Here is a 14,386-nt window from a genome sequence, read left to right as displayed (position 1 = left end):
GAATTACGGTGTGGCATCCGATGCGCTGAGGAGATGCATTGATGATCCCGTTGTCGTTCGCGCAGCGTCGGCTGTGGTTCCTGTCAAGGTTGGATAATTCGAGCCTCTCCTACAGCAATGTCATGGCTTTGGCGTTGCGGGGAGCCGTGAACGTGACGGCGCTTGACGCCGCCTTACGGGATTTGCTAATACGCCACGAATCCTTGCGCACAGTATTCCCCGACGTGGACGGCGAGCCTTACCAGCGAATCCTTGATCCGGGGGAGCTCGACTGGGGGCTGGCGGTCCGACACGTCGCGCAAGAGGACGTGGACGCGGCCAGGCTGGAGGTGGCCCGCGCCACCTTCGAGCTGTCCTCGGACGTGCCCATCCGCGCGTCGCTGCTCACGGCCGCGCCGGACGAGCATGTGCTGGTCCTGGTCGTGCATCACATCGCCACCGACGCCTCGTCCCACCGTCCGCTGGCACGTGACCTGTCGACGGCCTATGCGGCGCGGGTGCGCGGTGAGGCCCCGGTGTGGGAGCCGCTGCCCGTGCAGTACGCGGACTACACCCTCTGGCAGCAGGACCTGCTGGGGGAGGAGTCCGACCCGGACAGCCGGATCTCGGTCCAGTTGGACTACTGGCGGCGGGCGCTGGCCGGGGCGCCGGAGGAACTGGCGCTGCCTGCGGACCGCCCGCGGCCCGCCATGGCGGGCGACCGCGGACACCGGGTGCCGCTGACGGTGCCGGCCTCGGTGCACGAGCGGCTGGCAGAGGTGGCCAGGGCCGAAGGCGCGACGGTGTTCATGGTCCTTCAGACCGCGTTGGCGGTGCTGCTGTCGCGGCTCGGGGCCGGCACGGACATCCCGATCGGGTCACCGGTCGCGGGGCGCACCGACGAGGCGCTGGACGACCTGATCGGGTTCTTCGTCAACACCCTGGTCATCCGCACCGACCTGTCGGACGATCCGGAGTTCCGCCAGGCGCTCGCCCGGGTCCGCCGGGCGAGCCTGGGGGCGTACGCGCACCAGGATGTGCCGTTCGAGCGGCTGGTGGAGGAGCTGGCACCGGAGCGGTCGCTGGCCCGGCACCCGCTCTTCCAGGTCATGCTCACCCTCCAGAACACGGCACAGGCGTCCCTGGAGCTGCCAGGCATCACCGCCCGGCCGATCGCGCCGAACCTGCCCGTGGCGAAGTTCGACATCGATCTGAACCTGTCCGAGCACTTCGACGACCAGGGCCGCCCGGCGGGTCTCAGCGGGCTCGTCACCGGCGCCGCTGACCTCTTCGAGATGCCGACCGTGGCGGCGATCGCCGAGCGGCTCGTGCGGGTGCTGGAGGCGGTGACCGCGGATCCGGACATACGCCTGCACGCGGTGGACGTGCTCGATCCGCAGGAGCGGGACCGGATACTCACCGACTGGAACGACACGGCGGTCGCCGACCGGCCGGCACCCGTGCTGGAGATGTTCGCCGCCCACGCGCTCCGGGCCCCGGACGCGGTCGCGGTCGTGTGCGAGGGCATGGAGGTCTCGTACGCGGAGCTGAACGCCAGGGCCAATCGACTGGCCCACTGCCTGCGGAGTGCCGGGGTGGGGCCGGAGTCCGTCGTCGGACTGTGTCTCCCGCGCGGCGTGAAGATGATCGCGGCGATCCTGGGTGTGTGGAAGGCGGGAGCCGCCTATCTGCCGGTCGACGGGCAACTGCCGTTCGACCGCGCGGAGTTCATGCTCGCCGACGGCGGCGTGCGCCTGGTGCTGGCGGACCGGGACGAGTTCGGGAACCTGGCCGATGCGAGCCGCGCGCCGGTGGTGTGGCTGGACGACTCCGACGCGTGGGACGGCGGTGCTGAGGTGGCGCCGCAGGTGGCTGTGGACCCGGCTTCGCTGGCGTATGTGATCTATACGTCGGGTTCGACGGGGCGGCCGAAGGGTGTCGGGGTCTCGCACGCTTCGGTGGCGAATTTGGTGTCGGTGTTCGCTCCGGTGATGGGTGCGGGGCCGGGTGTGGGGGTGTTGCAGTTCGCCTCCTTCAGCTTCGACGCCTCTGTGCTGGATGTGTGTGTGGCGCTGTCCTCGGGTGCCACGTTGTGGGTCGCCAGTGAGGGGCAGCGTGAGGAGCCGCGGCGGCTTGCGGAGCTGGAGGGTGTGGGGGCGGCGAGTGTGGTGCCGTCGTTGTTGGAGGTGCTGGATCCGCAGGATCTGGCGCAGGTGGGTCCGATGGTGGTGGGTTCGGAGGCGGTCAGCGAGAGTGTGGCGCGCACGTGGTCGCAGGGGCGGGACCTGGTGCATGCCTACGGTCCGACCGAGGCGACGGTCATCTCGGCGATCGGCACGGTCGACGGGAGCCGTTCGGGTGCGGTGCCGTTCGGCGGCCCGATCGCCAACACCCGTCTGTACGTCCTGGACGACCGTCTCGACCCGGTGCCGCCCGGCGTGACCGGTGAGCTGTACGTGGCGGGCGCCGGCATCGCACGGGGATACGTCGGGAGGACAGGGCTGACGAGCGAGAGGTTCGTCGCGTGCCCGTTCCGGTCCGGCGGAGAGCGGATGTACCGGACCGGGGACCTGGTGAAGTGGACGGCGGACGGGCAGTTGGTGTTCGCGGGCCGGGCGGACGATCAGGTCAAGATCCGCGGGTTCCGGGTGGAGCTCGGTGAGATCGAGACAGTGGTGCGTCGGCATCCCGATGTCGAGCAGGTCGCGGTGGTGGTCCGGGAGGGCATCCCGGGGGACAAGCGGCTGGTGGCCTACGTGGTCGCGGCTGCCGGCGACGACACCACGGCTACGGCCACGACCACGGCTACGGTCGCGGCTGCCGGGCTGCCCGCCGCCGTACGCGACTTCGTCGGCGAGCGGCTGCCGGCGTACATGGTGCCTGCGGCAGTGGTAGTGCTGCCGGAGCTGCCGCTGACCGCCAACGGCAAGCTGGACCGCCGGGCGCTGCCGGCCCCGGAGTACGCGAGCGGGACGGGACGCGGTCCGGCGACCGTGCAGGAGGAGCTCCTGTGCGGGGCGTTCGCCAGCGTGCTGGATCTGGAATCTGTCGGGCCGGACGACAACTTCTTCACACTGGGCGGACATTCGCTGCTCGCCACCCGGCTGGTCTCACGCATCCGCGTCGCTCTGGGCGCTGAGCTGCCGCTGCGGACCGTATTCGAGAGGCCGACGGTGGCAGGCCTGGCCGCATTGCTCGCGCGGGCGGGGTCGGACTCCGTCCGCGCTGCCCCGATGGCCGGAGACCGGCCGGAGCTGCTGCCGCTGTCGTTCGCGCAACGCCGACTGTGGTTCATCGACCAACTCCAGGGACCGAGCCCGACCTACAACAACCCGGCGGCGATCCGCGTCACCGGCCAGTTGGACGCCCCGGCGCTGGCGAGAGCGCTGCGCGACGTGATCGAACGCCACGAGCCCCTGCGCACCCTCTACCGGTCCGTCGACGGCGAACCGCGCCAGCGGATCCTGGCCGTGCACGAGGTCGAGTGGGACCTGGAGGTACGGCAGGTCGGCACCGCCGACGTGGCCGAGGCCGTGTCGCAGGCGCGCGAGCACACATTCGACCTGGCCGAGGAACTGCCCATCCGAGCGGAACTGCTCCAGACGTCTGCCGACGAGTACGTGCTGGTACTGGTCATGCACCACATCGCCTCGGACGGCTGGTCGATGAGACCGCTGGCACGCGACCTGTCGACGGCCTATGCGGCGCGGGTGCGCGGTGAGACCCCGGCGTGGGAGCCGCTGCCGGTGCAGTACGCGGACTACGCGCTGTGGCAGCGGGAACTGCTGGGCGAGGAGTCGGACGCGGACAGTCTGCTGTCGCGGCAGGTGGGGTACTGGCGTCAGATGCTGGCCGGTGCGCCGGAGGAACTGACGCTGCCGACCGACCGTCCGCGCCCCGCGGTGGCGGGCCACCGCGGGCATCGGGTGGCGTTCGAGGTGTCCGCGGAAGTGCACCAGCGGCTCATGGAGCTGGCCAGGACGGAGAGCGTCACCCCCTTCATGGCCCTCCAGGCATCGCTGGCTGTCCTGCTGTCCAGGCTCGGCGCCGGCACCGACATCCCAATCGGCGCGCCGGTCAGCGGGCGCGCCGACGAGGCGTTGGACGACCTGGTCGGCTTCTTCGTCAACACGCTGGTGCTCCGGACGGACCTGACGGGGAATCCCGAGTTCCGGCAGGTGCTGGAGCGGGTGCGGGAGGTGAGCCTGGGGGCGCTGGAGCGCCAGGACGTGCCGTTCGAGAGGCTGGTCGAGGAGCTGGCGGTGACGAGGTCGCTCAGCCGGTATCCGCTGTTCCAGACCATGCTCACCATGCTGAACACCGACCCCGCCGAGCTGGACCTGACCGGCGCCGACGTCGCGGTGGGCACGTCCGAGATCGTGGTCGCAGCCGCCCAGCCCGCCCGTTACGACCTGCACCTGACGGTCAGCGAGACGTTCGACGACCAGGACCGCCCGGCTGGCCTGCACGCCCTGCTGACCCTGTCAGCGGACCTGTTCGACGAATCCACCGCGTCCAAGATCGCCGCCTGGTATGTCCGGGTGCTGGATGGCGTGACCGCGGACGCGGGCCTGCGGCTGCACGAGGTGGACCTGCTCGACACCCACGAGCGGGACCAGGTGCTCATCGAGTGGAACGACACCGTCGTGCCCCACGCGCGCTCGGCGCTCCCCGGCCTGTTCCAGAACCAGGTCGCCGCGACCCCGGACGCGACAGCCCTGGTGGCCGACGGCGTCGAGGTGACGTATCGGGAGCTCGACGCGTCGGCCGGCCGGCTGGCCCGACACCTGCGCGGTGAGGGCGTGGGCGCCGAGTCGGTGGTGGGGCTCTGCCTGCCCCACGGCATCGAGATGATCACGGCGATCCTGGGCGTGTGGCAGACCGGCGCGGCCTACCTGCCCATCGACGGGAACCTGCCGTCCGAGCGCATCGCGTTCATGCTGGCGGACAGCGGAGCGACAGTGCTCCTGACCCACTGCGACGCGGCTCCCCCGGACACGGCTCTCTCGGACGTGGACCGGCCGGTAGACGTGCCGGTAGATGTACCGGTAGATGTACCGGTGGTGTGGATCGACGAGGCGATGCGCTCGGCGGCTTCCGCCGGACCAGAACTCACCGAACCAGCCACGCCGGTCACGGCGGCCACGGCGGCCACGGCGGCCACGGTGGACCCCGCAGCGCTGGCGTACGTGATGTACACGTCCGGATCGACGGGCTCGCCGAAGGGCGTCCTGGTCACCCATGGAGCGGTTGCCAACTACGTGGCCTCGGTGGCCGACCGACTCGGATGGGCGGATGCGGGCTCGCGTTACGCACTGCTGCAACCGCAGGTGACCGACCTGGGCAACACGGTGCTGTTCGTCAGCCTGGCGACCGGCGGTCAGTTGCACGTTCTCGACTCCGAGGCGGTGACCGATCCGGCAGCCGTGACCGACTATCTGCGGGACCAGAGGATCGACTTCGTCAAGGCAGTGCCGTCACACCTGGCCGCGCTGTCCGCGGACGCCGGAGTGGAGGCCGTGCTGCCCGCCCGCTCCCTGGTGCTCGGCGGGGAGGCCGCACCAGCGGCCTGGACACGCGACGTGGTCGGGGCCGCCGCACACCGTCAGGTGTTCAACCACTACGGCCCGACGGAGACCACGATCGGCGTCGCCACCGCCGAGCTTTCCCCCGCGACCGTGGCCGGGGGTGTGATCCCGATCGGCCGGCCCCTCGCGAACACCCGGTTGTACGTCCTGGACGATGCGCTCGGTCCCGTTCCGATGGGTGTCGTCGGCGAGCTGTACGTCGCCGGTGCCGGGCTGGCGCGCGGCTATGTGGGCCGTCCGGGGTTGACGGGTGAGCGGTTCGTGGCGTGCCCCTTCGGTCCGGGCTCCGGTGAGCGGATGTACCGGACCGGGGACCTGGCGAAGTGGACGTCGGACGGGCAGTTGGTGTTCGTCGGGCGTGCGGATGAGCAGGTGAAGATCCGCGGCTACCGCGTCGAACCAGGTGAGGTCGAATCCGTCCTGCTGGAGCACTCCGCCGTCTCCCGCACCGCGGTGATGGCCCGCCAAGACGGAACCGGTGGCGACCGGCTGATCGCGTACGTCGTGCTCACCGGGGACGGGCCCGGCGCCGGGGACCTACGGGAGTTCGTGGCCCGGCGGTTGCCCGAATACATGGTCCCGGCAGCGTTCGTCACGCTGCCGGAGCTGCCGCTGACCGCCAACGGCAAACTCGACCGCAAGGCCCTTCCGCTCCCCGACGAGTTCCCGGGCGCCGATACCGGCCGGGCACCGGCGAACGAGACGGAGGCCGCGCTCTGCGGGATCTTCGCCGAGGTTCTGGGCCTGGACACGCCCGGAGTGGACGACAGCTTCTTCGAGCTCGGCGGCCACTCCCTGCTGGCGATCCGGCTGCTGTCCCGAATCCGCAGCAGGCTGGGCGCGGAAGTCAAGATCAGGACGCTCTTCGAGACCCCCACGCCGGCCGGTCTCGCGGCCCTCCTGGCCACCGGCCGCAGACACGACCGGGCCCGCCTCCCGCTGCGCGCGGGGCCCCATCCGGAGCGGGTGCCGCTGTCGTTCGCGCAGCAACGCATCTGGTTCCTGGACCAGTTGGCGGGACCGAGCCCGACCTACAACCTCCCCCTCGCGGTGCGGCTGACCGGCGCACTCGACATCGCCGCGTTGGACGCGGCGCTGCGGGACGTCATCGCCCGACACGCACCATTGCGCAGCATCTACCACGCCACGGACGGCGAGCCCTACCAGCAGATCCTCGACCCGGACGAGCTGGACTGGCACGTCACGGTGACCGAGGTGGAGCCCGACGCGCTGGCGGGTGCCGCAGCGCAGGCCGCGAACTACGCGTTCGACCTGTCGGCGGAGCCGCCGATCCGGGCGTGGTTGTTCCGGGCGGGCACGGACGAGCAGGTGCTGGCGCTGGTGGTCCACCACATCGCCACTGACGGCTGGTCCCATCGGCCGCTGGGCCGCGACCTGTCCACCGCTTACGCGGCGCGGCTGCGGGGTGAGGCTCCGGTGTGGGAGCCGTTGCCGGTGCAGTACGCGGATTACGTGGTGTGGCAGCGGGAGTTGCTGGGGGAGGAGTCGGATCCGGAGAGTCTGCTGTCGCAGCAGGTGGAGTTCTGGCGGCGGGCGTTGGCCGGTGCCCCGGAGGAGTTATCGCTGCCCAGTGACCGGCCGCGTCCGGCGGTGGCCAGCCACGTTGGTCATCGGGTGCCGGTGCGGATACCGGTCGAGGTGCACGAGCGGATGGTGGAGCTGGCCCGTGCCGAGGGCGTGACGGTGTTCATGGTGGCGCAGGCCGCGCTGGCGGTGACGCTGTCGCGGCTGGGCGCGGGGACGGATATCCCCGTCGGCTCGGCGGTGGCGGGACGTACGGATGATGCGCTGGACGATCTGGTCGGGTTCTTCGTGAACACGCTGGTGATCCGTACGGATCTGTCGGGGGATCCGGAGTTCCGGCAGGTGTTGGGTCGGGTGCGGGAGGCGAGTCTGGGGGCGTTGGCGCATCAGGATGTGCCCTTCGAGCGGTTGGTGGAGGGGCTGGCGCCGGAGCGGTCGTTGGTACGGCACCCGCTGTTCCAAGTCATGCTGACGCTGCGCAACCTGGACCGTGCCGTACTTGAACTGCCCGACGTCGAAACCGAGGCACTTGACGGGTCAGGCAGCTCCGCACGGTTCGACCTGGAAGTGTCGTTGCACGAGATGACCGACGACCAGGGCCGCCCTGCGGGACTGGAAGGCTCCGTGACCGGCGCCGTGGACCTGTTCGAGCCACGAACTGTGAACAGGATCGCGGACTGGTTCGCACGGGTCCTGGGCGCGTCGGTCGCTGAGCCAAGCATCTCCGTGCGTGCGGTGCAGGTGCTGGATGCCGATGAGCGCGATGTGGTGGTGCGGCAGTGGAATGACACGGCTGCCGATGTGGTGGATGTGTCTGTGCTGGAGTTGTTTGCGGAGCGGGTGGTGGAGGCTCCCGATTCGGCTGCGGTGGTGTTTGAGGGTGTGGGGCTGTCGTACGGCGAGTTGGATGTGGCGGCGAATCGGTTGGCGAATTGGCTGCGTGGTCGGGGTGTGGGTGGGGAGTCGGTGGTGGGGTTGGCCCTGCCTCGTGGCCCGGAGATGGTGGTGGGGGTTGTGGGGGTGTGGAAGGCGGGGGCGGCGTATGTGCCGGTGGATGCTGGGCTGCCGCCCGAGCGGGTGGCGTTCATGCTCGCTGACGCCGGGGTGGGGATGGTTGTTGGTGTGGAGGAGCTGGCCAGCTCTGCCGATTCATCGGAGACGGCACCGCAGGTGGTGCTGGATCCGGCTTCGCTGGCGTATGTGCTCTTCACGTCGGGTTCGACGGGGCGGCCGAAGGGTGTGGGGGTCTCGCATGGTTCGGTGGCGAATTTGGTGTCGGTGTTTGTTCCGGTGATGGGTGCGGGGCCGGGTGTGGGGGTGTTGCAGTTCGCCTCGTTCAGTTTCGATGCGTCGGTGCTGGATGTGTGTGTGGCGTTGTCGTCGGGTGCGGCGTTGTGGATTGCGAGTGAGGGGCAGCGTCGGGAGCCGGGGCGGCTTGCGGAGTTGGTGGGTGTGGGTGCGGCGAGTGTGGTGCCGTCGTTGCTGGAGGTGCTGGATCCGCAGGATCTGGCGCAGGTGGGTCCGTTGTTGGTGGGGTCGGAGGCGGTCAGCGAGAGTGTGGCGCGGCGTTGGTCGGGTGGGCGTCGGCTGGTGAACACGTATGGTCCGACTGAGGCGACGGTGATGGTGGCTGCCGAGACGGTCGATGCCAGTCGTCCGGGTGCGGTGCCCTTCGGTCGCCCGATCGCCAACACCCGCATGTTCGTGCTGGATGACGCCCTTCAGCCGGTGCCGGTGGGCGTGGCCGGTGAGCTGTATGTGGCCGGTGCCGGTTTGGCGCGCGGCTATGTGGGTCGTGCGGGGTTGACGGGTGAGCGGTTCGTGGCTTCCCCGTTCGGCTCGGGGTCGGGTGAGCGGATGTACCGCACCGGTGACCTGGCGAAATGGACTGAAGACGGCCAGCTGCTCTTTGTCGGGCGCGTGGATGAGCAGGTGAAGATCCGCGGGTTCCGGATCGAGCCGGGCGAGATCGAGGCCGCTCTGCTGGCCCACCCGCATGTGACGCAGGCTGCGGTGATCGCCCGCGAGGACAGCTCCGGTGATCAGCAGTTGGTGGCCTATGTGGTTCCCGACGGTCGGGAGCCGGAGGGACTGCGGGAGGTGGTGGCCTCGCGGCTGCCGGAGTACATGGTGCCCGCCGCGTTCGTCATGCTGCCGGAGTTGCCGCTGACGGCCAACGGGAAGCTGGACCGCCGTGCTCTGCCCGCCCCGGAGTACGCCACCGGATCTGGACGCGCACCGGCGACCGTGCAGGAGGAGATCCTGTGCGCGGCCTTCGCCGACGTGCTCGGTGTGGCCGTGGTCGGGGTCGATGACAACTTCTTCCAGCTCGGCGGCCACTCCCTCCTCGCCGTCCGGCTGATATCGCGGATCCGCGCCGTGTTGGGGGTGGAGGTCGAAGTCCGGGCCTTGTTCGAGGCCCCGACCGTTGCTGGACTGGCGACACGTCTCACGGACGAGGGTGCGGGCTCGGTTCGTCCGCCGTTGCGGGCCGCGGTGCGTCCGGAGCGGGTGCCGTTGTCGTTCGCGCAGCGGCGGCTGTGGTTCCTGGCGCAGTTGGAGGGCCCCAGCCCCACCTACAACATTCCGAGCCCGATTCGGATGAGTGGCGTGGACGTCGACGCGTTGGGTGCGGCGCTGCGGGATGTGATCGGGCGACATGAGTCGCTGCGGACGATGTTCCCGGCGGTCGACGGCGAGCCCTACCAGCACATCCTCTCTGCGGACGAGCTGGCATGGGACCTGGAAGTGTCGCAGGTGGAGCCCGAGGGTGTCGCGGACGCCGTAGCGGAGGCGTCGCGGTATGCCTTCGACTTGTCGGTGGAGCTGCCTATCAAGGCGTGGTTGTTCCAGGCGGGGTCGGATGATCAGGTGCTGGTCGTAGTCGTGCACCACATTGCTTCCGACGGTTGGTCGCGGGGTCCGCTTGCTCGGGATGTCTCCTTCGCTTACGAGGCGCGGCTGCGGGGTGAGGCTCCGGCGTGGGAGCCGTTGCCGGTGCAGTACGCGGATTACGCGGTGTGGCAGCGGGAGCTGCTGGGCGAGGAATCCGACCCGAACAGTCTGCTGTCGCAGCAGGTGGAGTACTGGCGGCAGGCGCTGGCCGGTGCCCCGGAGGAGTTGGTGTTGCCGGTGGACCGGCCCCGCCCTGCGGTGGCCAGCCACGTTGGTCATCGGGTGCCGGTGCGGATATCTGCCGAGGTGCACCAGCGGATGGTGGACCTGGCCCGTGCCGAGGGCGTGACGGTGTTCATGGTGGCGCAGGCCGCGCTGGCGGTGACGCTGTCGCGACTCGGGGCCGGTACCGACATCCCGATCGGGTCGCCGATCGCGGGTCGTACCGATGAGGCACTGGACGATCTGGTCGGGTTCTTCGTGAACACGTTGGTGATCCGTACGGATCTGTCGGGTGATCCGGAGTTCCGGCAGGTGCTGGCACGGGTGCGGGAGGCGAGTCTGGGTGCGTTGGCGCATCAGGATGTGCCGTTCGAGCGGCTGGTGGAGGAGCTGGCGCCGGAGCGGTCGTTGGCGCGGCATCCACTGTTCCAGGTGACGCTGACGGTACAGAACGTCGAGCGTGCCGCGTTGGAGCTGGTCGACGCGGATGCTGAGGGTGTGCGGCTGGACAGGTCGACAGCCGTGTCGAAGTTCGACCTTGAGGTGTTGCTGTCGGAGGTGGTTGACGAGGAGGGGCGTCCGGCGGGGTTGCGGGGTGCGCTGGTGGCGTCGGCGGATGTGTTCGAGGCGGAGACGGCCGAGCGGCTGACGGTGTGGCTTGACCGCGTGCTGGAGTCGGTGACCGCAACTCCTGAGCTGCGGCTTCGTCAGACGGACGTGCTCGATGCCAACGAGCGTGCCCAGTTGGTGTCGGGCTGGAATGACACGGCTGTGCCGGTGGATTCCGTGACGGTGCCGGAGTTGTTTGAGCGGTGGGTGGCCGAGGCTCCCGATTCGGCTGCGGTGGTGTTTGAGGGTGTGGGGCTGTCGTACGGCGAGTTGGATGTGGCGGCGAATCGGTTGGCGAATTGGCTTCGTGGCCGGGGTGTGGGTGGGGAGTCGGTGGTGGGGTTGGCCCTGCCTCGTGGTCCGGAGATGGTGGTGGGGGTTGTGGGGGTGTGGAAGGCCGGGGCGGCGTATGTGCCGGTCGACGCGGCGCTGCCGCCCGAGCGGGTGGCGTTCATGCTCGCCGACGCCGGGGTCGGGATGGTCGTTGGTGTGGAGGAGCTGGCCAGCTCTGCCGATTCACCGGAGACGGCACCGCAGGTGGCTGTGAACCCGGCTTCGCTGGCGTATGTGATCTTCACGTCGGGTTCGACGGGGCGGCCGAAGGGCGTGGGTATCTCGCACGCTTCGGTGGCGAATTTGGTGTCGGTGTTTGTTCCGGTGATGGGCGCGGGGCCGGGTGTGGGGCTGTTGCAGTTTGCTTCCTTCAGTTTCGACGCCTCTGTGCTGGATGTGTGTGTGGCGTTGTCGTCGGGTGCGACGTTGTGGATCGCCAGCGAGGAGCAGCGTCGGGAACCGCAGCGACTTGCGGAGCTGGAGGGTGTGGGGGCGGCGAGTGTGGTGCCGTCGTTGCTGGAGGTGCTGGATCCGCAGGATCTCGCGCAGGTGGGTCCGATGGTGGTGGGGTCGGAGGCGGTCAGCGAGAGCGTGGCGCGCACCTGGTCGCCGGGGCGGGACCTGGTGCATGCCTACGGTCCGACCGAGGCGACGGTCATCTCGGCGATCGGCACGGTCGACGGGAGCCGTCCGGGCACGGTGCCGTTCGGCGGCCCGATTGCCAACACCCGCCTGTTCGTGCTCGACGACACCCTTCAGCCGATGCCCGTCGGGGTGGCCGGTGAGCTCTACGTTGCCGGTGCGGGCCTGGCGCGTGGCTATGTGGGTCGTCCGTCGTTGACGGGTGAGCGGTTCGTGGCTTCCCCGTTCGGCTCGGGGTCGGGTGAGCGGATGTACCGCACCGGTGACCTGGCGAAATGGACCCCGGACGGTCAGCTGCTCTTTGTCGGTCGTGCGGATGAGCAGGTGAAGATCCGCGGGTTCCGTATCGAGCCGGGCGAGATCGAGGCCGCCCTGCTGACCCACCCGAGCGTCACGCAGGCTGCGGTGATCGCCCGTGAGGACAGCCCTGGTGATCAGCAGTTGGTGGCCTACGTAGTGCCGAACGGCCGGGAGCCGGAAGGGCTGCGGGAGGTGGTGGCCTCGCGGCTGCCGGAGTACATGGTCCCGGCCGCGTTCGTCACGCTGCCGGAGTTGCCGCTGACGGCCAACGGGAAGCTGGACCGCCGTGCTCTGCCCGCCCCCGAGTACACCACCGGATCTGGACGCGCACCGGCGACCGTGCAGGAGGAGATCCTGTGCGCTGTCTTCGCCGACGTGCTGGGCGTGGAGTCGGTTGGGGTCGATGACAACTTCTTCCAGCTCGGCGGACACTCCCTCCTCGCTGTCCGGCTGATATCGCGGATCCGCGCGGTGCTGGGTGTGGAGGTCGGGGTCCGGGCGTTGTTCGAGGCGCCGACGCCCGCGGGCCTGGCAGGGGCGGCAGGTGTCGGTGCTGTCGAGGTGCCGGAGAACCTGATCCCCTACGGAGCGGAGCGGATCACGCCGGACATGCTGCCGCTGGTGGAGCTGGACCAGGTGGAGGTCGATCGGGTCGTCGCGTCGGTCGAGGGCGGGGCGGCGAACGTCGCCGACATCTACCCGCTGGCGCCGTTACAGGAGGGCATGTTCTTCCACCACCTCATGGCGGGTGAAGGAGAAGATGTCTACCTCACCGTGCGGGTGATGGAGTTCGACTCGCGGTCCCGGCTGGATGAGTTTGCGCGAGCCTTGCAGCGGGTGGTGGATCGGCACGACATCTACCGCACCGGCGTCGTCTGGGAGGGCTTGCGGGAGCCTGTGCAGGTGGTGTGGCGGGAGATAGAGCTCCCCGTCGTCGAGCACACGCTGGAGGTCGAGGGTACGGAACCGGCCGCCACGGGGGCGGACTTGATGGCCCGAGCTGGTTCGGTAATGGACCTGGGGCGTGCGCCGCTGGTGGACGTGCACGTGGCAGAGGTGGTGGGGGGCCGCTGGCTGGCCGTCGTCCGCATGCACCACATGGTCCAGGACCACCTCGGCATGGACGTGCTCTTGGGCGAGCTGCGAACCGTGCTGGCCGGGAGGGCCGCGGACCTGGCGCCGGCGTTGCCGTTCCGGAACTTCGTGGCGCAGACACGGGCCGTCCCGAGGGCCGAGCACGAGCGGTTCTTCGCCGAGCTGCTCGGCGACATCACCGAACCCACCGCCCCCTACGGAGTGCTGGATGTACGGGGGGACGCTGACCTCCGCGCAGAGCTGCTGCCTCTGCCTGGCCAGATGGTCGCGGCCCTGCGTCAGGTGGCGCGTGAGCTGGGCGTCAGCGTGGCCACCGTGCTGCATGTGGCGTGGGCGCGGGTTGTGGCCACCTTGTCGGGCCGGGACGACGTGGTGTTCGGCACCGTGCTCTTCGGCCGGATGAACGCAGGCGCGGGCGCCGACCGAGTGCTCGGCCCGTTCATCAACACGCTGCCGGTACGCCTGCGGACCGGAGAGGTCGGAGTACGAGCCGCGGTCGAGATGATGCGGGACCAACTGGCCGCCCTGTTGGAGCACGAGCACGCTCCGCTGGCCGTCGCCCAGCGGACCAGCGGAGTCGCGGGGAATGCTCCGCTCTTCACTTCGCTGTTCAATTACCGTCATACCGTTCAGCAGGAAGACGCGGCCGGACAACGGCAGCTTGAGGGAATCCAGCATATTTCCCGACGGGAGCGGACCAACTATCCGCTCACCGTGGCGCTCAACGACGTTGGGCCGAGCGAGCTCAGCATCAGTGTGGAGGCCGTCCAGCCGATTGATGTGGCCGCTGTGTGCCATCTGCTGCGCACGGCGATAGGAAGCGTGCTGGAGGCGCTGGCCGACACGTTGAACGGAGCTCCCGAGACTCGACTTGGCGTGTTGAACATTCTTGAGCCTCGCGAGCGGGATCGGCTGTTGTCGGAGTGGAATGACACGGCTGCCGATGTGGTGGATGTGTCTGTGCTGGAGTTGTTTGCGGAGCGGGTGGCGGAGTCTCCGGGTGCGGTGGCGGTGGTGTTTGAGGGTGTGGGGCTGTCGTACGGCGAGTTGGATGTGGCGGCGAATCGGTTGGCGAATTGGCTTCGTGGTCGGGGTGTGGGTGGGGAGTCGGTGGTGGGGTTGGCCCTGCCTCGTGGCCCGGAGATGGTGGTGGGGGTTGTGGGGGTGTGGAAGGCGGG

Annotated in this window: 1 protein-coding gene; it reads left to right on the top strand. The window is 69.5% G+C overall.

Annotation, left to right across the window (positions count from 1 at the left end; all coding sequences use genetic code 11):
* Window positions 1–41: 41 nt before the first annotated feature.
* A partial coding sequence (locus tag ACWGJ2_RS28315) for an amino acid adenylation domain-containing protein (protein WP_453349097.1) occupies window positions 42–14,386 on the top strand: 14,345 nt, incomplete at its 3' end.

The sequence above is a fragment of the Streptomyces sp. NPDC054796 genome, assembly GCF_053611545.1.
This window is presented reverse-complemented; position numbering and strand designations above follow the sequence as displayed.